Origin of the sequence: Faecalibacillus sp. TM498 (genome assembly GCF_020589955.1) — a bacterium.
GTDB lineage: Bacteria > Bacillota_I > Bacilli_A > Erysipelotrichales > Coprobacillaceae > Faecalibacillus > Faecalibacillus intestinalis.
Genome location: NZ_JAJDKB010000003.1, coordinates 86,777 through 106,947, shown reverse-complemented (window position 1 = coordinate 106,947; position 20,171 = coordinate 86,777). Strand labels below are relative to the sequence as shown.

Annotated in this window: 30 protein-coding genes; 7 read left to right on the top strand and 23 right to left on the bottom strand. The window is 27.7% G+C overall.

The genetic code is table 11. The features are described 5' to 3' along the window. Nucleotides 1-116: 116 nt before the first annotated feature. The 3 genes from LJD32_RS02160 to efp form a co-directional block, all read right to left on the bottom strand. Nucleotides 117-431 carry an Asp23/Gls24 family envelope stress response protein gene (locus LJD32_RS02160; RefSeq protein WP_022001561.1) on the bottom strand — a complete coding sequence of 105 codons (315 nt, stop codon included), beginning with the start codon at nucleotides 429-431 and terminating at the stop codon, nucleotides 117-119. A 71-nt stretch (nucleotides 432-502) separates the two neighbouring features. Continuing rightward, complete coding sequence (locus LJD32_RS02155) at nucleotides 503-961, bottom strand: SpoIIIAH-like family protein (protein WP_227391658.1); 459 nt, start codon at nucleotides 959-961, stop codon at nucleotides 503-505. Nucleotides 962-1,034: 73 nt separating this feature from the next. Beyond that, nucleotides 1,035-1,592 (bottom strand): elongation factor P, encoded by a 558-nt coding sequence (gene efp / locus LJD32_RS02150; RefSeq protein ID WP_022001559.1) that lies wholly within the window; start codon nucleotides 1,590-1,592, stop codon nucleotides 1,035-1,037. 174 nt (nucleotides 1,593-1,766) lie between these two features. On the opposite strand from efp, the gene LJD32_RS02145 reads away from it, so the two are divergent. From LJD32_RS02145 to LJD32_RS02115, 7 genes are read left to right on the top strand one after another with little or no spacing between them, the layout of a single operon-like run. Next, a complete protein-coding gene (locus LJD32_RS02145) occupies nucleotides 1,767-2,726 on the top strand; it encodes an ATPase, T2SS/T4P/T4SS family (RefSeq protein WP_227391657.1) in 960 nt (319 codons plus the stop codon). Further along, complete coding sequence (locus LJD32_RS02140) at nucleotides 2,716-3,717, top strand: type II secretion system F family protein (RefSeq protein WP_175300906.1); 1,002 nt, start codon at nucleotides 2,716-2,718, stop codon at nucleotides 3,715-3,717. Before LJD32_RS02145 ends, LJD32_RS02140 begins: the two co-directional genes overlap by 11 nt. Before the next feature lie 20 nt (nucleotides 3,718-3,737). Next, nucleotides 3,738-4,049: a competence type IV pilus major pilin ComGC gene (gene comGC / locus LJD32_RS02135; RefSeq protein ID WP_022001556.1), complete on the top strand. Its 312-nt coding sequence runs from the start codon at nucleotides 3,738-3,740 to the stop codon at nucleotides 4,047-4,049. Continuing rightward, a complete protein-coding gene (gene comGD / locus LJD32_RS02130; protein WP_227391656.1) occupies nucleotides 4,036-4,443 on the top strand; it encodes a competence type IV pilus minor pilin ComGD in 408 nt (135 codons plus the stop codon). Before comGC ends, comGD begins: the two co-directional genes overlap by 14 nt. Then, the gene (locus LJD32_RS02125) at nucleotides 4,430-4,654 is read left to right on the top strand and encodes a type II secretion system protein (protein ID WP_032090073.1); all 225 of its coding nucleotides are present in this window, start codon (nucleotides 4,430-4,432) and stop codon (nucleotides 4,652-4,654) included. The genes comGD and LJD32_RS02125 overlap by 14 nt, the downstream gene beginning before the upstream one ends. Beyond that, nucleotides 4,630-5,040, top strand: a complete 411-nt coding sequence (locus LJD32_RS02120; RefSeq protein ID WP_022001553.1) for a prepilin-type N-terminal cleavage/methylation domain-containing protein — start codon at nucleotides 4,630-4,632, stop codon at nucleotides 5,038-5,040. Before LJD32_RS02125 ends, LJD32_RS02120 begins: the two co-directional genes overlap by 25 nt. Continuing rightward, a complete protein-coding gene (locus LJD32_RS02115; protein WP_022001552.1) occupies nucleotides 5,021-5,392 on the top strand; it encodes a hypothetical protein in 372 nt (123 codons plus the stop codon). The genes LJD32_RS02120 and LJD32_RS02115 overlap by 20 nt, the downstream gene beginning before the upstream one ends. A gap of 9 nt (nucleotides 5,393-5,401) precedes the next feature. On the opposite strand, the gene LJD32_RS02110 is transcribed toward LJD32_RS02115, so the two are convergent. From LJD32_RS02110 to rimP, 20 genes are all read right to left on the bottom strand, one after another. Beyond that, the gene (locus LJD32_RS02110) at nucleotides 5,402-6,019 is read right to left on the bottom strand and encodes an MBL fold metallo-hydrolase (protein ID WP_227391655.1); all 618 of its coding nucleotides are present in this window, start codon (nucleotides 6,017-6,019) and stop codon (nucleotides 5,402-5,404) included. A 33-nt stretch (nucleotides 6,020-6,052) separates the two neighbouring features. Continuing rightward, on the bottom strand, nucleotides 6,053-6,202 hold the full coding sequence (rpmG, locus tag LJD32_RS02105) for a 50S ribosomal protein L33 (protein ID WP_022001550.1): 150 nt from the start codon (nucleotides 6,200-6,202) through the stop codon (nucleotides 6,053-6,055). A gap of 72 nt (nucleotides 6,203-6,274) precedes the next feature. After that, nucleotides 6,275-8,410 (bottom strand): penicillin-binding transpeptidase domain-containing protein, encoded by a 2,136-nt coding sequence (locus LJD32_RS02100; RefSeq protein WP_032090077.1) that lies wholly within the window; start codon nucleotides 8,408-8,410, stop codon nucleotides 6,275-6,277. A gap of 122 nt (nucleotides 8,411-8,532) precedes the next feature. After that, nucleotides 8,533-10,341, bottom strand: a complete 1,809-nt coding sequence (lepA, locus tag LJD32_RS02095) for a translation elongation factor 4 (protein ID WP_117346891.1) — start codon at nucleotides 10,339-10,341, stop codon at nucleotides 8,533-8,535. 64 nt (nucleotides 10,342-10,405) lie between these two features. Then, nucleotides 10,406-10,711 carry a hypothetical protein gene (locus LJD32_RS02090; protein ID WP_227391654.1) on the bottom strand — a complete coding sequence of 102 codons (306 nt, stop codon included), beginning with the start codon at nucleotides 10,709-10,711 and terminating at the stop codon, nucleotides 10,406-10,408. A gap of 151 nt (nucleotides 10,712-10,862) precedes the next feature. After that, nucleotides 10,863-11,195 carry a holo-ACP synthase gene (gene acpS, locus LJD32_RS02085; RefSeq protein WP_119363397.1) on the bottom strand — a complete coding sequence of 111 codons (333 nt, stop codon included), beginning with the start codon at nucleotides 11,193-11,195 and terminating at the stop codon, nucleotides 10,863-10,865. Nucleotides 11,196-11,197: 2 nt separating this feature from the next. Beyond that, complete coding sequence (locus tag LJD32_RS02080; protein WP_032090081.1) at nucleotides 11,198-11,929, bottom strand: hypothetical protein; 732 nt, start codon at nucleotides 11,927-11,929, stop codon at nucleotides 11,198-11,200. 24 nt (nucleotides 11,930-11,953) lie between these two features. Continuing rightward, a complete protein-coding gene (locus LJD32_RS02075) occupies nucleotides 11,954-12,274 on the bottom strand; it encodes a thioredoxin family protein (RefSeq protein ID WP_147580250.1) in 321 nt (106 codons plus the stop codon). 4 nt (nucleotides 12,275-12,278) lie between these two features. Further along, nucleotides 12,279-12,926: a tRNA (guanosine(46)-N7)-methyltransferase TrmB gene (trmB, locus tag LJD32_RS02070; protein WP_032090082.1), complete on the bottom strand. Its 648-nt coding sequence runs from the start codon at nucleotides 12,924-12,926 to the stop codon at nucleotides 12,279-12,281. A gap of 33 nt (nucleotides 12,927-12,959) precedes the next feature. Further along, nucleotides 12,960-13,676 carry a pseudouridine synthase gene (locus LJD32_RS02065; RefSeq protein WP_081918920.1) on the bottom strand — a complete coding sequence of 239 codons (717 nt, stop codon included), beginning with the start codon at nucleotides 13,674-13,676 and terminating at the stop codon, nucleotides 12,960-12,962. After that, on the bottom strand, nucleotides 13,660-14,148 hold the full coding sequence (locus LJD32_RS02060) for a hypothetical protein (RefSeq protein ID WP_032090083.1): 489 nt from the start codon (nucleotides 14,146-14,148) through the stop codon (nucleotides 13,660-13,662). The genes LJD32_RS02065 and LJD32_RS02060 overlap by 17 nt, the downstream gene beginning before the upstream one ends. A 61-nt stretch (nucleotides 14,149-14,209) precedes the next feature. Then, a complete protein-coding gene (locus LJD32_RS02055) occupies nucleotides 14,210-14,362 on the bottom strand; it encodes a DUF1540 domain-containing protein (protein ID WP_022001540.1) in 153 nt (50 codons plus the stop codon). Nucleotides 14,363-14,426: 64 nt separating this feature from the next. Continuing rightward, nucleotides 14,427-14,606 carry a sporulation protein Cse60 gene (locus LJD32_RS02050; RefSeq protein ID WP_032090270.1) on the bottom strand — a complete coding sequence of 60 codons (180 nt, stop codon included), beginning with the start codon at nucleotides 14,604-14,606 and terminating at the stop codon, nucleotides 14,427-14,429. 38 nt (nucleotides 14,607-14,644) lie between these two features. Beyond that, a complete protein-coding gene (locus tag LJD32_RS02045; protein ID WP_032090084.1) occupies nucleotides 14,645-15,523 on the bottom strand; it encodes an aldose 1-epimerase family protein in 879 nt (292 codons plus the stop codon). Nucleotides 15,524-15,591: 68 nt separating this feature from the next. Beyond that, entirely contained in the window at nucleotides 15,592-15,936 is a 345-nt protein-coding gene (gene rbfA / locus LJD32_RS02040; RefSeq protein WP_022001537.1) for a 30S ribosome-binding factor RbfA, read from the bottom strand. Between the two features lie 12 nt (nucleotides 15,937-15,948). After that, entirely contained in the window at nucleotides 15,949-17,793 is a 1,845-nt protein-coding gene (gene infB / locus LJD32_RS02035; protein ID WP_032090085.1) for a translation initiation factor IF-2, read from the bottom strand. A 4-nt stretch (nucleotides 17,794-17,797) separates the two neighbouring features. Then, entirely contained in the window at nucleotides 17,798-18,100 is a 303-nt protein-coding gene (locus LJD32_RS02030) for a L7Ae/L30e/S12e/Gadd45 family ribosomal protein (protein ID WP_032090086.1), read from the bottom strand. Then, nucleotides 18,093-18,350 (bottom strand): RNase P modulator RnpM, encoded by a 258-nt coding sequence (gene rnpM, locus LJD32_RS02025; RefSeq protein WP_022001534.1) that lies wholly within the window; start codon nucleotides 18,348-18,350, stop codon nucleotides 18,093-18,095. Before rnpM ends, LJD32_RS02030 begins: the two co-directional genes overlap by 8 nt. A gap of 11 nt (nucleotides 18,351-18,361) precedes the next feature. Continuing rightward, a complete protein-coding gene (nusA, locus tag LJD32_RS02020; RefSeq protein WP_227391660.1) occupies nucleotides 18,362-19,657 on the bottom strand; it encodes a transcription termination factor NusA in 1,296 nt (431 codons plus the stop codon). Nucleotides 19,658-19,690: 33 nt separating this feature from the next. Next, a complete protein-coding gene (gene rimP, locus LJD32_RS02015; RefSeq protein WP_227391652.1) occupies nucleotides 19,691-20,158 on the bottom strand; it encodes a ribosome maturation factor RimP in 468 nt (155 codons plus the stop codon). Between the last annotated feature and the right edge of the window lie 13 nt (nucleotides 20,159-20,171).

Genomic DNA, 20,171 nt, shown 5'->3' with positions numbered 1-20,171 from the left:
TCTTGAATTCCTACTGCTTTTTTACTATCACTATATTTTAATGCTGGATACCAAAGCCAGGTTTCTTACGAAATTAAATAAATAAACACAATAAAAAAGGAATTGCTAGACAATCCCTAGAATTTAATTTTATTGACATTAACATTCACTTTAACATTTCTAAAGCCAATATATCTATCAATAGCATTTACAACTTCATTTTGAATTTCACTAACAACTTTTCCAACATTAAGCCCATAATCAATGACAATGTCAATACCGATGATTACTTGATTATGATCATTGATTTCAATATTTACAGAATTTTTTCCACCATCAAAATCAATCCCGTTTATTTTACTCACTTCATGATTAGTAATTGCTTGAAAAACAGATAATTCAATATATTGTTCACCTAAATTATTTTTCTTTTCTACTGTATAGTATTCCATAAAATTACTCCTTTATATCTCTATACTTTATTTTATCTAAAAATCATTGATTATTCAAGTTAGAAGTATCATTAGTCTTCAACAAATTTAACTTCAATGATATATCCATTATATTTATTATGAATAAGCTTGATGATTTTATTAGCATCTTTCGAAGTTGCATCTTTTAATTTTACAACTACTTTCATGTGTCCACCATCAATCTCACAAAAACATTCTTTATACCCTTTATCAGTTAATAACTGACAGATATCTTTTTCATTTTTTATAATTGCTTTTGTTTTTTCATTAGAAGTAAGTGCTGTTGAAATTTCTTTTTCAGATGCTTTTGAAGAGGCAATTACCGTATTATTGTCATTAATTTTATTTTCATGATTTTTATTGAGTTCACTTTGCAAAATTTCTATTCTACTTAATGATTTTTTTGAGACCGTGTCACCTTGATCAATTGGTGGTACTAATAAATAATAAATTGATAAAACAAGAATCAATGTAAATAATGATAAAAATGTTATAGCTTGTTTATTCATGAACATCCCCTCATTACCTACTGTATGCAATCACGTTTTAGAATATGAAAAAACACTAGGTTTTGTCCTAGTGCTAAGCTCTGCCTGAATATTTTCCTTCAGCAGTTGAAATAACGACCATTTCTCCTTCATTAATAAATAAAGGGACTTTGATTTGGAATCCAGTTTCTAAAACAGCATTTTTTGTTGCTCCAGTTGCTGTATCTCCTTTAACCGCTTGTTCTGCTTCAGTAATTTGTAAAGTAACTTTATCAGGTAATTGTACACCTAATACTTCACCTTCAAAACTTCTAATCGTTGCTGTATCACTTTCTTTTAAGAAATTCTTTTCCCATTCTAAATTTTCAGCTGGAATTTCAATTTGTTCATATGTTTCTCCATCCATAAATACAAATGCATCCCCTGTATTATACAAGTATTGCATTTCTTTTTTATCGATTTGTGCTCTTTTTACTTTATCATTTCCACCGAATGTCATTTCAGTAGTAGATCCAGTACGTAAGTTTTTCATTTTAACTTTAATATTTGCTGCTGCTCTGGCAGTTTTATTATGAGAATAATCTAATACTACAAATAAATTTCCATCCATTTGAAAAGTAACACCTGGTTTTAAATCACTAACGTTAATCATAATAATCTCCTTTTTAATAATATCCTTGTTGATTGTAACAAAAAATTATTATGAATGGAATAGTTTTTTTATTTTTACAATCGATATTCTTACTATTTATATTTTTTGAAAAAAATCAACTTAAAAAAAAGAAATTTAAGAATAAATTGTCTATATAATAATAGGAGGATTTTTATGGAGGAACTATTTGAACAGATTATTTATCAAGCTATTAAAAAAAATGTAAGTGATATTCATTTACAATGTACAGAGAAAGGAATGATTAAATTTAGGATTTGTGGGGAACTACTTACTTATGAAACCTATGAAAAAACAAATATTATTCAATTAATGAATTATATTCGTTTCATTTCTAAAATTGATTTAAATTATTACCGTAAACCTCAAACAGGACATTATGTGTATGTTTTAAATAATAAAAAATATAACTTAAGAATTTCCTCACTTATTGGAAAAGATATGGATTCCATTGTTATTCGTATCCTAAATAATCATCAAAAATTATCATTAGAAAATATTAGTAAAGATATTCATGTTTATCAATTTTTAAAACAGATTGTCCAAAAGGATAGCGGATTATTTGTAATAAGTGGTGCAACTGGTTCTGGGAAATCTACAACATTATATGCTATTTTAGATGCAATTAATAAGATGTATAAAAAAAATATTATTACACTAGAGGATCCTATTGAAATCAATAAAGATTATTGTTTGCAAATTGAAATTGATGACAGAAAAGGTATCAGCTATCATGAATCGTTAAAACAAATATTAAGACATGACCCAGATGTCATAATGGTCGGTGAAGTACGTGATGAAAAGACAGCTCAATTAGCACTTACATGTGCTTTAACTGGACATCTTGTACTAACAACTATTCATGCAAGTAATTGTATAAATACGATTAAAAGATTAGAAAACTTAAACATTTCATCTCTTGATTTAGAAGATGTTCTTCTTGGTATCATGACACAAAAAATGCGTTTTAACGATAAAAAAGAAGTATTTATTTTAAGTGAATACATTGATCAAAAAAACTTATTAAAATATTTTGATCGAAAGAAAATAGATTACTATGATTTTTCGAAAGCTGCATGCACATTAAAAAATGTAGGTGTTTTAAATGAAAAATAAATTACTTAATTTTATTGATCTACTTATTTTTTTCTTTAATCAAGGATATTCATTACAAGAAACGCTTGATTTTTGCAGTTTGCTTAACTATGAAAAAGAAGTAAAGGAAATAAAGAACTATTTAAATCAAGGTTTTTCTCTTGACGAAATTTTTATAATGCTTCCCTTTCCTACTCTATTTAAAGAATATTATTCATTTTTTAAAAATGAATTCACATTAGAAACTGCATTAAAAAAGTCAATTGAAATTTGCAAAAAAAGAGATGAGTATAAAAATACTTTTTTAAAAAAATTGGCATATCCAATTATATTGCTTATTTTCTTATTTGTTTTTTCTATTTTTACTGTTTTTTACTTATTACCACAGGTTGAAATTTTATTTAACGATTTTGATATTCAAAAATCATTTATTATTCAATGTCTATTTGTATTATTACATGCAATTCCTGTTTTTTTAACACTAATTACTATAATAAATATTATTTTAATGATATTTATCTATCAAAGCATTGCAAAACAAAAATTCAATCAGATAGATTTTTTGATTAATCACACACACTTTATTAAAAAATTGATTTGTAAGTATTATTCGTTAAAGTTTGCAATTTATTATAATGAATTACTCATACAGCACTATGATACAACATCCATTATTGAAACTTTATATGATAAAATAACTGATAGTGATATTAAAATGATTGTTTATGAACTTTATCGTTTAATTATAAATGGTCATGATTTTAATTTAGCAGTTAATGATTTTCCTTATTTTTCAGATGATTTTAAAAAATTTATATCTATTATTCAAAATAGTCATGAAAACCAAAGTTTAGAAAATTATATCCAACTTACATTTATGCAATTAAATCAATTTGTTTCTAAATTTATAAAAATCATAGTTCCATTGATTTATGGTTTTGTTGCTACATTTGTAATTGTTGTGTATGTTTCAATAATAATTCCTATGATGAATGTTGTCTCAAATTTATAAAAAGGAGGATTATAAGGATTATGAATTCTAATAAAAAAGGTTTTACACTCATTGAAATGATTTTTTGTATTTCTGTAATACTAGTTATTTTACTGCTTGTTATTCCAAATGTTACAAGTAAAAATCGTTTAGTAAAAGAAAAAAGTTGTGATGCACAAATTGAAGTTGTTAACTCACAAATCATTTTGTACGAAATCGAGCATGGAGAATTACCAACTAGTATGTCTCAATTAACTTCTGGCAGCCATCCTTATTTAAAGGAAAAACAAGCTGTTTGTCCTTCAGGACTTGCCATAAGAATAAGTGATGGTGAAGCCTATGTTTCAAAATAAAGGATTTACTTTGATTGAAATGTTGTTAGTAATATCTATTATATTAACATTGTCAGTACTTTCATTCCCTTTTATGAATACAAAAACAATTTATATAACGGATGAATGTGTAAAAAAACAAATAGGAATGATTATTAATCAGGCTAAAAGTAAGGCAATAATTAGTCATGAAAAAGTTAGCTTAATTGTATCAAAACAAGAAATATCTTTTATTGATCATCAAAAAAAATACAAAGTAGTTTTACCTAATAATTATTTTTTCAATAATATTAAAGAAATATATTTCAATAAAGATGGCAATATAAATCAAGCAAATCATATTGATCTCATTGCACCCAAAAAGAAATATACCCTTATTTTTCATCTTGGAGCGGGTGATTATGAGTTTAAATAAAAAAGGTTTTACTTTGATTGAAAGTCTTTTTGCTTTTAGTATCTTTACTACTGTTATTATTCTATTAGTGTCTTTATATGTAACAAATTCAAAAACAAACATCAAAGTCAATCAAGAATACGAAACTTATCAGTCAGAGAAACAACAAATAGAATATACACTTAATTTAGATGAAGGAATAGAGACATGTCTAAAAAAGGCTTTACATTAGTAGAAGTATTATTGAGTTTATCTATCACATTACTTATTGTTTTAAACTGTTCATTACTAGTGAAAGTTTTAAAAATTTCTAATCAATCAAAATATATCGATACATCGCTAGAAAATGCAATATTTTCACTTAGTAATGAACTTATAACGGCTAAAAATATAGAATATGGTGATAGTTTAAGTTTTCTCGATGAAAATGACGATTCTCATAAAATAATACTACAAAACAAACGACTCGTTATTACACCTGGACACCATATTTTATATCATGACATTGATTCTGTATATTTTGAAAATACGAATGGATTTATCAAAATAAATTTAATGAGTAATAATAAAGAATATCAATTTATTGTAGGTAGTGATTATGAAAAAAAAGAAGAATAACGGAAATGTTCTACAAATCACCCTTATTTTATTGCTCATGCTTTCTCTTAATATATTTTCATTATGTCATTTGACAATTCTAAATAGTCAAGGTTTTCAATCTATGAAACAAACGAATGATATAAGACTACTTAAAAATATACTTATTGCAAATTATAAATACGAAAATCAAAATAGCATTTTATTAAGTAATTATTTAGAACTTGAAAATTACACAATTTCGTATACTGTTGATGATATGGGAGATTATTTTTTAATAGAAACAAGATTAAAAAATGATCGATATAAACTCAATATCACATTTTATCTTGAATTGGATAAAGAAAAAAATGTTATAAAAAAAGTAGAATAAATTGTTATTCTACTGAAGATATGGATTATTTAATTTTTCTTGTATTAAAGTTGTCAATTCACCGTGTCCAGGATATATTTCATAATCAGCTTTTATTTCTTTAATTTTTTTTATACTATTTCTTGTGTCTGTTGAAGATGATGTTGGAAAATCAAATCTACCAATTCCATTTTTAAACAAAACATCTCCTGAAAAAATAACATGGTAATTTTTTAAGATGATAAAGCATGAACCAATTGTATGTCCTGGCAAATGTAAAAATTCAAAATGAAAGTCACCAATATCTATATCCTTATCAACAGCTGTTACTTTAGATTTAATTTTTAATTCACCGTAATAGTTAGATAAATTTAATTGATCATTGTAAATCATTTCATAATCATCTTGATGAATATAAACAGGGCAATTATATTTTTCTACTAATTCATCTATAGCTCCAATATGATCAAAGTGACCATGTGTTAATAAGATAGCAGTTAATTGTAAATTATTTTGTGTTAAATAATTTATAAGTAGCTCAGCCTTATCCCCTGGATCAATTAGAATCGAATGATTATTATTTTCTATCAAATAACAATTTGTTGACATTATTCCAAGTACAAATTTTTTAATAATTAATCTTTCCATAAAATATTCTCCAATAAAAAAATAAGCCTAAGCTTATTTTTTTTCTTTGTGTACAGTTTTTTTATTGCATCTAGGGCAATATTTATTTACTTCCATTCTATCTGGATGATTTCTTTTATTTTTAGTGTTGATATAATTTTCTTCTCCACATTCTGTACATTTTAAAATGATATTATCTCTCATGATTACACCTCCGCATCACTAAAACTTTCTTAGATATAATAACATATTAATTAATGAAATACTAGCATTTTTTTAATTTAAACCATATTTTTCTACATATTTATCAACAACTTGATGTGCAATAATTGGTGCAGATGAATCAGCGCCCGATGAAGAACGATCTTCTCTAAATGCAATACTAGCAAATGCAACTAATGGTTTACTATCTTCTGTTGCTGAAATATAACCAATTTGTAGATGGTTTGGGTGGTCAACATTTGAATTACCATCATATTTTTCAGCTGTTCCTGTCTTACAATAAACAGCATATGGCTTTTCTGACCAATACGTATGTGATGTTCCATCTGTTCTTGTAACACATGCGCGCATTCCAGCTTTTATTTGTTTAAATGCATCTGCCTGTGAAGAAACATCATCTTGAATATTTGTTTTGAATTTATAAGTTGTGTATCTATTTCCTTCTCCATCACTTTTAAATGATTCAATAAGGAAATGAGGTTGAACTTTTTTACCCATATTAGCAAGGGTACATGTATATTGTGCCAATTGAATTGGAGTATATGTGTCATATTGTCCGATACATGCATCTAATAAATGCCCAGGGGCAGTATCTCTTCCTTTATATCCGTCACTTTCATTTGGAACATCCAATCCAGTTTTAACACCTAAACCTAATTCACCAAAATCCCTTCTGATAGTAGAGAGAGTTTTGACAAAACGATTGAGATCAACATTTAAAGCGCCATGAGGTACATATTCAACACCAGCTAACTTCATAGCAATTCTAAACATATAAACATTTGATGACCAAGCAAGCGCATCTATTTCATTAATGTTTCCCATTGTTTTCCATGATTGTTTAGCTTTTGTAGAACCTTTAAACCAAAGCGGCTCATCTACAAAATAAGTATTAGGAACAATGATATTTTCTTTAAATCCTGTATATAATGTACCCGCTTTTGAAGTAGAACCAATTTCTACCGCTTCTAAAAAGTTACCTGTAGAAATATCTTTGACCTCGCCAGTTTCTTTGTTAATTTCTTTAGCTGACATAACTAAAATTTCTCCATTATTAGGATTCATCATTACAAAATACATTTTATTGAAATAAGTATTAAAGCTATTACATGTCGTTAATTCATTAGTAATAAGTTCATCAGCAAAAGATTGTAACTCTAAATCAATAGATAAGCGAATGTTATCTCCTTTTTCACCATTAACATTGTTTGTGATAATAGGATCACCATTACTATTATATTTAACAGAATATGATGAATTTGATGCTTTTAAAATATCTTCATATTGTTTTTCTAAACCACTTGTACCGACTCGTGAATTACCAGTATACCCTTTTGCAAGTAATTCTGTTTTTAATTCCGTAGGCAATCCTTGTCTTTTAGTTGTTAATTTTCCAATCAACGCGCCAAGTTGACCATTCACCATTGATTGACGAGACCACCCACTACTTATTTGAATACCTTTTAAAATATTTGTATTTTCTCCTATAACACTAGCTTCTTCGACTGTAATCCCTTCTACTAAAGTTACAGAACCTGTTTTACATCGTTTCATTAAATATTCAAAACGTGTTTGTTCTATTTCATCTTGTGTCATATTTTGATATATATATTCCATAGATAATTTAGAAACAATCAAATTGGTTTTTGCCTTAGAATAATCAGCATCATCAGGGTTTTCTGTTTTTAATTTTTTTAACTCTTTGTCACTTAACAAAGATTCTGCTAATTTTTCATGAGCAATAATAAAATAATCTTTTATATTTCTTTCAGTAATGTTATTAACGTTATTTTTAGAAAAGTCAATTGTAATTTTTTCACTTAAAAATTTTGCAATATACGTAATTTCTTTATTTGTAATTTTTTTAGGTGCGTAATAATCAACACAAATAACATTTTGATTACCCATGATTTTTGTATAATTACGATCATAGATTTCTCCACGCGGTGCATCATTTGTATATGTTGTACTTCCATAAGTTTCCAGTTTGACTTCTAATGTATCAGCTTGAGTTAATTGTACATAAGCCAATCTAATAATTAAAATAAAAATTAAAACAAGTGTCACAGCAATTAGTTCAATTAATCTTTTAGATACAATTATATCAGATTTACTATTTTGATATTTCTTTTCTTCATTAAATCCATGAAATCTTACAGTAGCAGTTTTTTTGTTAAAAAACTTTGGCATATTTTTCCTCCTTCCTTGAACAATTATATTATACTTTAGATTATTAGTAAATTTGAATTAATCGATAATATAAATTTATTTAACATATTTAACATATTTAAAATAGCAGCGATTGCTGCTATTTATTCATCATCAACTGATAATATTGCCATGAAAGCTTCTTGTGGAATTTCAACACTTCCTACTGCCTTCATTCTCTTTTTACCTTCCTTTTGTTTTTCTAGAAGTTTCTTTTTACGCGAAATATCTCCACCATAACATTTAGCAAGGACGTTTTTACGCATTGCCTTAATTGTAGTTCTTGCAATGATCTTACCTTGTAATGCTGCTTGTACAGGAACTTCAAACATTTGTTTTGGAATAATTTCTTTTAATTTTTCACAAATTACTTTTCCTCTTGAATAAGCAAAATCTTTATGAACAATAGATGATAAAGCATCTACAACATCACCATTTAATAAAATATCCATTTTTTGCAATTTACTTTCTCGATATCCTATTAATTCATAATCAAATGAGGCGTATCCCTTTGTACTAGATTTCAATTTATCAAAGAAATCATAAACAATTTCTGATAAAGGAATATTATAAATAATATTACGACGTGTTTCATCAATATAATCTATATCAACATATTCTCCTCGTTTTGATTGACATAGTTCCATGATAGATCCAATATACTCATTTGGAGTCATAATTGAAGCTTTTACATAAGGCTCTTCAATATAATTTATTACTTGTGGAGATGGCATCATTGCAGGATTGTCAATTTCAACCATTGTTTTATCTGTTAAAAATACTTTATAAATAACAGATGGTGCAGTAGCAATAAGTTCTAAATCAAACTCTCTTTCTAATCTTTCTTGAATAACATCCATGTGTAATAATCCTAAAAAACCGCATCTAAAACCAAATCCCAATGCTTGCGATGTTTCTGGTTCAAAGACAAGAGACGAATCACTAAGTTGTATTTTTTCCAATGCTTCTCGTAAATTTTTATACTTAGAATTATCAACTGGATATAATCCACAATAAACCATAGGATTTAACTTTCTATACCCTGGCAATTGATCATGACTTTCATTTTCTAAAGTTGTTATTGTATCCCCTACATGAACATTTTGAATAGATTTAATAGAAGCTGATATCCATCCAACTTCCCCACAAACTAATTTATCTTTTTTAACTTCCGCAGGAGTTCTTACACCTAATTCAGTTACTTCGTAAGTAGCTCCTGTAGCCATAAATTTAATTGTATCTCCAACCTTTATAGATCCTTCTTTAATTCTAACGAATACAACAACACCTCTATAGCTATCATAAAATGAATCAAAAATAAGTGCTTGAGTAGGATGATTAATATTCCCACTTGGTGCAGGAACCTCTTTAACAATCATCTCTAACACATCTTCAACGTTTAAGCCACTTTTAGCCGAGATACGAGGTGCATGGTCTGCAGGCAATCCAATAACATCTTCGATTTCTTGAATAACATGTTCAGGGTTTGCACTAGGTAAATCTACCTTATTTATAACTGGTAAAATTTCCAAATCATTATCTAAAGCCAAATAGACATTTGCCAATGTTTGTGCTTCCACACCTTGTGCTGCATCTACAACTAACACTGCTCCTTCACATGCAGCTAATGAACGAGATACTTCATAAGTAAAATCGACATGGCCAGGAGTATCAATAAGATGTAAAAGATAGGTATTTCCATCTTTTGCTTTGTATTGAAGTTGAACAGCATTCAATTTGATTGTAATGCCTCTTTCACGTTCTAACTCCATGCTGTCTAATAGTTGAGCCTTCATCTCTCTATTTGAAACCGCACCGGTCATTTCTAAAATACGATCCGCTAAAGTACTTTTCCCATGATCAATATGCGCTATGATTGAAAAATTTCTTATTTTATCTTGATTAATTGTCATTTATTTTCACCGACTTTCAATAATAGATTTTATCAAAAAACAATATAAATGACAATTTATTTATTTAAAAATATTTGTTTAAAATTTCAATGATTTCTCCATATATAATCACTTCTTTAAAATCATAATTAGCCATTGTAAATTTATTAGCTATTAAACGCCCTCTAACAGCAATAATCATTCCAATTTGAGTAACATCAGACATCATGTCTTCTAGCCCCTTCCACAAAGCAATAGAAAAAACATCAAATTTTTCTTTTCCTATCTCCTCAGGAAATGGTCTTTTAACCTCAATGTCAATAAAAGCCATGTTTTCAACATGATATACATTTTTTACTATTTTCCCTACTAAAGAAATTGAATTTAACATAAACGATCCTCCTTAGTATTATCATAGTTCTTATAAAAAAATAATCATGCTAAATCGACTAAAAGGTCTATTTAAACGACTAAAAAACAAATAAAAAACATTAATAAATATATCCTAAGATATATTTATTAATGTTTTATTACTCTATACTTTATTGATTAGGGTCATTATTTTCAATAACAACAAAGGCAACTGCATAATGATTTTCATGAGAAATAGAAACATGACAAGGCTCATCTTTAATATAGGGTTTACCATTTTCATCATTTAAACAGCATATCTCCTTAAATGATTTATAACCTGCTGCTTTTACAAATGCCTCTTTGACTGCAAATCTACCACCCACAAATTCTCTTTTTGCTTTATCATTACCTTTTGATAAATACAAAGAAAATTCATCTACATGTAAAATTTTCTTTGCAAGTTGATCCAAATGATTTAATCTTCTTAAATCACAAATATCTACACCAATTCCTTTAATCATCACTAATCCTTAAATTTCTTTTCATACAGACTCATCAATTCATCCAAAGACATATTGTCATCAATTTCATCAATTAAAGAATTTTGTTCCTCTGATTTTTTTTGACCAAAATCAAGTTTAAACTCCCCTGTTCGTTCCTCAATAATTTTAAGTTGATCTTGTTCTTCTTCAACAATTTTAGCAATATTTCTTAAATTATCTTCAACTGTTGGAAGCTTTTCTTCTTCAACGATTTCGGGTTCTATTGTTTTTTCAGCATCAGTATTTGTTTCATCTTGAAAATCTTTTGAATCTTCAACAGCAGTAAGAACAGCTTCACTATCTGTTTCTTCTTTTTCTTCAAAATTACCATAATACGGAGATATTACTTGAACAAGTGAATTATCTTTTTTCTTTGGTTTTTTTACTGAATTTTTCTTAACTGTTTTAACTATTTCTTTTTTTTCTTCATGCATTCCAAACATTGGAGAAATGATATCCATCATTTCATAATTTTTCTTAATTTCGGGTTCTTCTTTCTTTTCTACTTTTTTTTCAACCTTTTTAACATTTTTGGAAGTAGTTTCTTTTGGTACTTGTTGACCTTCACTTTTTTTAGTAACTTTTTCTTTTTTAAATTCTTCGTCATAAATAAGTGGTTTAGAAAACTTTTCATTTCTTCTTTGTTCAACAATTGGGTCTACAGTTTCAAAAATATCATCATCGTTTGATTTTTTAAAAAAATGTTTAAACATAATAACTCCTTCCTTCAATACACTTTATTTTATTGATTGTATAAATGTTTCTATTTCTTCTTGCGTTTTTCTTAATTTACTTACAAAGCGACCTGTCTCTTGTCCATTTTCATAGCTGACAAAAGAAGGTATTCCTAAAATATCTAAATCTTGACATAAATCAATAAAATAATCTCTATTAATACTATAAAATGTAAAATTTGGATATTTTTTTACAACATTACCTATAAAAGGTTTGATAAACATACAATCAGGACACCAAGAAGCTGTAAATAAGATGATTGATTTTGTTTGAATAGCTTTTTCATATTCTTCTAATGAGTTTATTTCAATTAATTGATCCATTTTTTTACTCCTTACAATCACTAATAATCATTTTATAAATAGGTCCATTTACTGAAAATTTTCTTTCATATTCTGTCATAATATTATCATCTGCTTCTGGAGAATTATGTAAATCTAAAGAAACATAATCTAAATGATAATTATTTTCTGTTACTGACTGTAATGAATATTCAAATAGACCTCGATTATCTGTTTTAAATTCAATAACACCATCTTTTTTCAATAATCGACGATAAACATTTAAAAACGCTGAAGACGTTAAACGTCTTTTTGCATGTCTTTTTTTGGGCCAAGGATCACTAAAATTTAAAAATAAATGATCAATTTCACCATTTTCAAAAACATTTTCTAATTCAATTGCATCAAAATGCATTAATTTTAAATTAGGCAATGATTGATTTTTATTAATTTTATTAATTGCTGCTGCTAAGACACTTGGAAATTTTTCAATCCCTATGTAATTGTTTTCTGGATGTTTTAAAGCATTTTGATAAATAAAATCGCCTTTCCCCATTCCAATTTCTATATATAATGGCTGATTTATTTCAAATATATCATGATAATGACCTTTATGTTCTTCAGGCTTTAAGATAACTAAATCAGCATTCTCTTTCATAATTTCATAAGCTTTTGGGTTGTTTCTTAATCTCACAAAAAATCCTCCTTATTTTTTATACAAATAGTATCACAAATCATTCATTAAGTCGACTAATTCATCTTCGGATAATTCTCTAAATTTTCCAATTTGTAAAGAAGTATCTAATTTTAAATTCTTCATCTGTAACCTTTTTAAATAAGTTACTTTTTTACCGACACTTTCTACCATTTTTTTCACTTGATGAAACTTTCCTTCAAAAATTTCAATTAATACTTCAGATGTATTATCTTCAGTTTTTATAATGGATAAATTTGAACTTTGACATCTATAATGATCAATAGTAATTCCTTCTTTAAACTTTAAAATATCATTTTCATCCATTATTCCTTCGACACATGCATAGTACAATTTAGAATGATGTCGACTAGGTGCTAATAACTTATGTGCAAAATCTCCATCATTTGTTAGTAATAATAAACCCTCCGTATCCAAATCTAACCTTCCTACTGGAAATAAATCATACTGTTCATAACCATAAATCAAATCAACAACTGTAGGATGAACATTATCTTTTGTAGCAGAAACATAACCAGCAGGTTTATTAAGCATAATATAGACATATGGTTTATATGTAATAAGCTCACCATCAAAGATAATTTTATCTGTTTCATAATCTACTTTAAAATCATCCTTTTTTATAATACTTCCATTAACAGTAACAAAACCTTTTCTAATATAATTTTTTACTTCTTTTCTAGTTCCGATACCATAATGAGCTAATAATTTATCAAGTCGCATTACCATGTAAAATAATATACCTTTCTATTTGTTTATCCTCTGTGTTATATGTTAAATAGAGCTTAACATCAAATTTGTTTTTGGATGTTGTTCCTGATAAATTGATGCCTTTATAATAACCATTCTTCTTATCAATATAATTAGGCTTTAATGAAAAAGTATCCTTTTCTAATAAACCAATACTCGGAATATTTTTATCCTTTTTATCAATAAATGCAATTGCTTTAATATTTTTCATTTCAATAATAGGATTATTAATGATAATATCATACCGTATTTTTTTATTTGATATTTTATTAGTAACTAATTGAATTGAACAATCATCACAGCTTTCATCAAATGAAGTAGACATCTTTAAACGATTATAATAACTAACATATTCATTATATTGTTTTTTTGAATAAGATGTTGTATTTTTTTGACTTGAACAACCTAATAAAATAAATAAAGATAAAAAAATAATTAATCTATTTTTCATATAATCACCTTTTATATTATAACATAGAGACAATAAAAAAAAATTAAAATAGGAAATAATCCTATTTTAATTTAAAAGTTCCGCACTCTGTTTCTTGCTCATCACATGGTGAACTACAATTACATTTTGAAACTTTAATCTCATTGGCCAAACATTTATTATTAGAATCATGATATGCACATGTCGTAACTGAACATCTTACATCTTTTGCCATATGTTTCACCTCCGTTAATTATTTTAACCAATAATATAAAATCTATGCAAAAATAAAAGTCCTTTTATTTAGGACCTTTATCATCATATTCAATTAAACAACTAAAAGAGTATTCTAATTCAGATGAAAAACACATTGCAACACAATAATGCATCCGTATTATATGATATCCCAGTTTAAGAAAATCATTAATTTCATCTTGTAAGTCTAATTCATGAGTACATTCTATAAGTTTAACTTTCATAAACAAAGTATAATCTACAAAAATTAAAAAAATTGTCATTATTGGTTAATTTCTACAGCAAATTCAACTTCAAAATTTTTACCAACAGGTAATTCAACACAACTTTCTTTTTCTTTAAATTCACCATTAAAATCAGTATAATCAGCATGTCCAACCCATGGTTCAATAGCAATTAATCCACCAACATGTTTTGCGGCCCAAAGTCCAACATGATCAAAACCATTCATATGAAAAACAATTGATTTATCATGATTTAATGATTTAAGAGCAATATTTTCTGATTTAAAATTTTTAATAACAATTGCATCTGTATTAAAAAGCTCTTGTCTAACAAAAAATCTTTTTTCATTATCAAAGAAAGGTTTTTCAACTCTTGACATACCTCTTTTTTCAACATCAATTATTTTTCGATTACATGTTTCATTTTCTGAAAATTCTAAATAATAATCGTTGCTTGATTCATTTTCCATAAATGGACAAGCAAAAGCAGGATGTCCTCCAACTTGGAAATAAATAGGTTGATGATCCGTATTTTTCACTTCAATATGACATTTTAATTTATTTTCAACAAGTTTATATGTGACATTTAATTCAAATAAGAAAGGATATTGTTTTATAATTTCATCATTAGATTTTAATGAGAATATTACCTCAGTATCACTAACTTGGTTTGTTTCAAATTCATTGTGTCTTGCAAAACCATGTTGTGTCATATGATACTCTTTACCATTAATCACACATGTATCATTTTTTAATGCTCCAACAATTGGAAATAAAATAGGTGCACTGTTTGCCCATTGAGATGCATCTCTTCTCCACATATAATTCAATTGATCTTTTTTCCCTTTAATTGAAATAATTTCTGCTCCTTTTGGATGTAAAGAAACAGTTAATAAATCATTAGATAATTCTACCATAATAATCCTCCTATCAGTATTTTCATTATATCATAAAATAAATTCTAAAAAAAAGAAAAAGATTATTTCTAATCTTTTTCATGTAATGAATTAATAATACTTTCAATTTTATTTCCATATTCTAAAGAAGTATCTAAAACAAAATGTAATTCAGGACACTTTCTTACTTTTAATTTTTTAGCAAGTAAATTACGAATGAATCCTTTAGATCTTTCTAATGCTTCCATTCCTTTTTCTTGATTATAATTTTTTCCTAAAAAAGTAACATACACTTTAGAAATAGATAAATCATTTGTTGTTTCAACAGCAGTAATTGTACACATACGTAAATCTCTATCACGTACTTCATTTTGTAAAATCAAAGAAACTTCTCTTAAAATTTGAGTATTTATTCTATCTGTTTTTAATGACATAAGACTCAACTCCTATTTCTTTTCTACTTCTTCCATAACATAACCTTCAATGATATCGCCTTCTTTAATATCATTATAGTTTTCAATGTTTAAACCACATTCAAAACCAGCATTGACTTCTTTAACATCATCTTTAAAACGTCTAAGTGAAGCAAGTTTTCCTTCGTATACAACAATACCATCACGAATCAAACGAATACCACAGTTTCTTTTAATTGAACCATCGGTAACATAACATCCTGCGATATTTCCTACTTTACTTGCTTTAATAACTTGTCTAATTTCTGCTTGACCAGTAATTACTTCATGGTATTCTGGTGCTAACATACCTTTCATTGCAGTTTCAATTTCTTCAACCATTTTATAAATAACATTATGAAGACGAATTTCAACATTTTCTTCTTCTGCTTTATTTCTAACTTTTGCATCTGGTCTTACATTAAAACCATAAATAATTGCTTGAGAGGCACTTGCTAAAATAACATCAGATTCAGAAATTGCACCAACGGTTGAACGAATAACGTTAACACGCACACCATCTACATCGATTTTTTCTAATGAAGCTTTTACAGCTTCTGCAGTTCCTTGTACATCCGCTTTAACAATAATGTTTAAATCAATAATTTGACCTTCTTTAATTTGAGAATACAAATCATCAAGAGATAAAGCAGCTCCAGAATTACGATCTTTTTCAATTTTAGCTTTCATACGTGTTTCACCAACACTACGTGCTTGTTTTTCAGTTTCGAAAACCATAAATTTATCACCGGCAACAGGAACTTCATTTAAACCTGTAATTTCTACTGGTGTACCTGGTAATGCTTCTTTAATAACACGTCCTTTATCGTCTAACATTTGTCTTACTCTACCATAAGCAGCACCAACAACGATTGGATCGCTTGCACGTAAAGTTCCGTTTTCAACCAATAATGTTGCAACAGCTCCTCTACCTTTATCAAGTTTACCCTCAACAACACTACCATATGCATAACGATTAGGATTTGCTTTTAAATCAGCTAATTCAGCAACAACCGTTAATGTTTCTAATAACTCTTCAATACCAATTTTCTTTTTAGCAGAGATTTCACAATAAACAGTATCTCCACCCCATTCTTCAGGTAATAATCCTTCTTCAGCCATTTCAGCTTTGATTCTTTCAGGATCAGCACCTTCTTTATCAATCTTATTAATTGCAACAACGATAGGAACTCCTGCAGCTTTTGCATGGTCAATAGCTTCTTTTGTTTGAGGCATCACACCATCATCAGCAGCAACAACGATAATAACAATATCAGTCACTTGTGCTCCACGTGCTCTCATTGCTGTAAAAGCTTCATGACCTGGTGTATCTAAAAATGTAACTTTTTTACCGTTTACTTCTACTTGATAAGCACCAATATGTTGAGTAATACCACCAAATTCACCATCAACAACTGCAGATTTTCTAATAGTATCTAGTAATGTTGTTTTTCCATGATCGACATGTCCCATAATTGTTACAACTGGACATCTTGGTTGTAAATCAGCTTCATCATCCACAACTTCAATATTTTCAAAATTAACTTCATCTACTGGAACATGTTTTTCACATTCACAACCATATTCTAAACAAATTAATTCAACTTGTTCATCATTTAATGATGAATTGATTGTTACCATAGTTCCTAATAAAAATAATACTTTTATAACATTAGCAGGTGTTTGTCCTAGCTTTTCAGCTAGTTCACCAACTGTAATTCCTTCTTCATAGGAAATCACACCATCTTTTATTACTGATGTTTCTTTCTTTGCAGGAAAGTTTGATTGTAATTGTTTCTTCTTTTGAGAACCTTTTTTCTTTTTAAATTGTTTTGCCATAAAATCAACCTCCTATCAATTCTTTTATTTTTTTCGCAAACCCTTGATTTGTAATACCTAATGCAACGCGATTATTTTTTCCAACTGCTTTTGAAATGGTTTCAATATTTTCATCAACAATGAAATAATCAACATGATAAAAATGACATTTATCAGTAATTTTTTTCTTAGTATTAGCACTAGCATCATTTGCAATAACAACAAGTTTTGTTTCATTTGCAGCGATACTTTTTATCAAAGTTTCTCCTGAAACAATTCCCTTTGCAACATTAGCAAGCCCTAATAAATTTAAATATTTTTTATTCATCACAATATTTTTTTAACTCCTCAAAAATTTCATCAGGAATTTCTACTTGTAAAGAACGAGATAAAACTTTTTTCTTTTTAGCAATTTCGATTGCTTCTAAGCTTCTTTTTAAATAAGCACCTCGTCCATTCATTTTACCAGTAGCATCTACAAATACTTGACCTTCTTTATTTCTTACAACACGAATTAACTCTTTTTTAGGTAATTGTTCATTTGTTGCAAGACATTTTCTAAGTGGAATTTTTCTCATTCTATCTCATCCTAATCTTCATCATAATATTTGTCATATTCGTCATAGTCGATATCTTCATCATATTTACTGTATTCATCATCTTCATAATCATCATAATCTTCATAATCTTCTACATCAGATTCTGAAGTGACTTCTTCAACTTCATTTTCGATATTTTCTTTTTCTTCAACAACAGTTTCTTTTTCTTCTTGGTTATCTAGCATTTCTTGAGCAAATTCATCTTGGAATGTTTCATCAACAGGTAATTCTTCTTTTTGTTGAATTTGTTCCATTAACCCTAATTCAGTTGCTTCAGATAATGATTTAATATCAATTTTCCATCCAGTAAGTCTTACTGCTAAACGAGCATTTTGACCACGTTTACCAATAGCTAATGATAATTGATCATCAGGTACAATAACTAACGCACTATGTTTTTCTTCATCAACAGAAACAGTTAACACATCTGAAGGTGATAATGCATGTGAAATATAAACAACTGGGTCACTTGACCATTCAACGATATCAATCATTTCACCATGTAATTCATCAACAACGTTTTTAACTCTTGAACCCTTAGGTCCAACACAAGAACCAATAGGATCTAATCCTTCAACTGCAGTGTATACAGCAATTTTACTTCTTTCACCAGGTTCACGAGAAACAGATTTAATTTCAACTGTACCATCATAAACTTCAGGAACTTCTAATTCAAATAATCTTCTTACAAATTGTGGTTCTGTTCTGCTTACAACGATATGTGTTCCTTTAGTTCCACGATCAACGTCACTTACATATACTTTGACATGTTGTCCTTCATGTAATGTTTCTCCAGGAATTTGTTGATTTAGTCCTAAAAATGCTCCAGTTTTTCCAATATTGATAATAGCAAATTTAGGTTCAACACGATCAACAATACCTGTAATGATATCATCTTTTTTATCAGCAAATTCATTATATAATGTTTCTTTTTCAGTTTCGCGTATTTTTTGTCTGAAAAGTTGTTTTGTTTGAATTGCTGCTAAACGACCAATATGATCTACATCTGCTTCAGTTTCTACAATATCACCCACTTGATAATTTGGGTTGATATCATGTGCTTCATCTAAAGATACTTCTAAATCTTCATCTTCTAAATCATCAACAACTGTTCTAATTTCAAATAATCTAATTTTTCCAGTTTTTTCATTAATTTCTACACGTACATTTGCTTCTGGAACCATATAATTTTTTTTATAAGCTTTTGCAATTGATTCCTTTAACATTTCTAAAAACACGTCTTTTTCAATACCTTTTTCTTCACATAAAGCATTTAAGGCGCTCATAAATTTTCTGTTACTAGCCACTTTTATTTCCTCCTAAAATTTTACAGCTAATCGTATAAATTGAATGTTATCATAATTGACAACAATTTTTTTCTTTATATTTTTTACAAGATATTCAAATTCTAATTCTTGATTATCAACAGATTTTAAATATCCTTCAACTTCACATAATCCGGCTTTAGGATTTTTAAATTTTGCATAAACATATTCACCAACAGATTTTTGAACTTGTTCAAAAGTTTTTAATGGTTTTTCAATTCCAGGTGAAGAGACTTCTAAAATGTATTCATCTTTAATTGGATCAGTTTCGTCAAGTTTATCACTAATTAACTCACTTACCGCAACACATGTATCCATATCTAGATACCCTTCATTTTTTTCGATATAAATACGTAAATACATTTCATTATTATCTTTTACATATTCAATATCATCTAAATAACAATCATTTTGTTCGATCAAAGGTAAGACCATTTCTTTAATACTTTCCAATAACTCCATTTTTTCACCCCAT

Bases quoted from the DNA above. Each gene is read 5' to 3' on its own strand.
- rimP (WP_227391652.1), bottom strand. From the start codon at position 20,158: ATGGAGTTATTGGAAAGTATTAAAGAAATGGTCTTACCTTTGATCGAA.
- efp (WP_022001559.1), bottom strand. From the start codon at position 1,592: ATGATTAACGTTAGTGATTTAAAACCAGGTGTTACTTTTCAAATGGAT.
- LJD32_RS02115 (WP_022001552.1), top strand. From the start codon at position 5,021: ATGAAAAAAAAGAAGAATAACGGAAATGTTCTACAAATCACCCTTATT.
- LJD32_RS02030 (WP_032090086.1), bottom strand. From the start codon at position 18,100: ATGAATAAAAAATATTTAAATTTATTAGGGCTTGCTAATGTTGCAAAG.
- nusA (WP_227391660.1), bottom strand. From the start codon at position 19,657: ATGAGCGCCTTAAATGCTTTATGTGAAGAAAAAGGTATTGAAAAAGAC.
- LJD32_RS02125 (WP_032090073.1), top strand. From the start codon at position 4,430: ATGAGTTTAAATAAAAAAGGTTTTACTTTGATTGAAAGTCTTTTTGCT.
- infB (WP_032090085.1), bottom strand. From the start codon at position 17,793: ATGGCAAAACAATTTAAAAAGAAAAAAGGTTCTCAAAAGAAGAAACAA.
- comGC (WP_022001556.1), top strand. From the start codon at position 3,738: ATGAATTCTAATAAAAAAGGTTTTACACTCATTGAAATGATTTTTTGT.
- LJD32_RS02080 (WP_032090081.1), bottom strand. From the start codon at position 11,929: ATGTTTAAACATTTTTTTAAAAAATCAAACGATGATGATATTTTTGAA.
- LJD32_RS02155 (WP_227391658.1), bottom strand. From the start codon at position 961: ATGAATAAACAAGCTATAACATTTTTATCATTATTTACATTGATTCTT.
- LJD32_RS02065 (WP_081918920.1), bottom strand. From the start codon at position 13,676: ATGGTAATGCGACTTGATAAATTATTAGCTCATTATGGTATCGGAACT.
- LJD32_RS02110 (WP_227391655.1), bottom strand. From the start codon at position 6,019: ATGGAAAGATTAATTATTAAAAAATTTGTACTTGGAATAATGTCAACA.
- rnpM (WP_022001534.1), bottom strand. From the start codon at position 18,350: ATGAGAAAAATTCCACTTAGAAAATGTCTTGCAACAAATGAACAATTA.
- LJD32_RS02045 (WP_032090084.1), bottom strand. From the start codon at position 15,523: ATGGTAGAATTATCTAATGATTTATTAACTGTTTCTTTACATCCAAAA.
- rbfA (WP_022001537.1), bottom strand. From the start codon at position 15,936: ATGTCATTAAAAACAGATAGAATAAATACTCAAATTTTAAGAGAAGTT.
- acpS (WP_119363397.1), bottom strand. From the start codon at position 11,195: ATGATTAAAGGAATTGGTGTAGATATTTGTGATTTAAGAAGATTAAAT.
- comGD (WP_227391656.1), top strand. From the start codon at position 4,036: ATGTTTCAAAATAAAGGATTTACTTTGATTGAAATGTTGTTAGTAATA.
- rpmG (WP_022001550.1), bottom strand. From the start codon at position 6,202: ATGAGAGATAATATCATTTTAAAATGTACAGAATGTGGAGAAGAAAAT.
- LJD32_RS02100 (WP_032090077.1), bottom strand. From the start codon at position 8,410: ATGCCAAAGTTTTTTAACAAAAAAACTGCTACTGTAAGATTTCATGGA.
- LJD32_RS02120 (WP_022001553.1), top strand. From the start codon at position 4,630: ATGTCTAAAAAAGGCTTTACATTAGTAGAAGTATTATTGAGTTTATCT.
- LJD32_RS02055 (WP_022001540.1), bottom strand. From the start codon at position 14,362: ATGGCAAAAGATGTAAGATGTTCAGTTACGACATGTGCATATCATGAT.
- LJD32_RS02075 (WP_147580250.1), bottom strand. From the start codon at position 12,274: ATGGATCAATTAATTGAAATAAACTCATTAGAAGAATATGAAAAAGCT.
- LJD32_RS02160 (WP_022001561.1), bottom strand. From the start codon at position 431: ATGGAATACTATACAGTAGAAAAGAAAAATAATTTAGGTGAACAATAT.
- LJD32_RS02060 (WP_032090083.1), bottom strand. From the start codon at position 14,148: ATGAAAAATAGATTAATTATTTTTTTATCTTTATTTATTTTATTAGGT.
- LJD32_RS02050 (WP_032090270.1), bottom strand. From the start codon at position 14,606: ATGAAAGTTAAACTTATAGAATGTACTCATGAATTAGACTTACAAGAT.
- LJD32_RS02090 (WP_227391654.1), bottom strand. From the start codon at position 10,711: ATGTTAAATTCAATTTCTTTAGTAGGGAAAATAGTAAAAAATGTATAT.
- lepA (WP_117346891.1), bottom strand. From the start codon at position 10,341: ATGACAATTAATCAAGATAAAATAAGAAATTTTTCAATCATAGCGCAT.
- LJD32_RS02145 (WP_227391657.1), top strand. From the start codon at position 1,767: ATGGAGGAACTATTTGAACAGATTATTTATCAAGCTATTAAAAAAAAT.
- LJD32_RS02140 (WP_175300906.1), top strand. From the start codon at position 2,716: ATGAAAAATAAATTACTTAATTTTATTGATCTACTTATTTTTTTCTTT.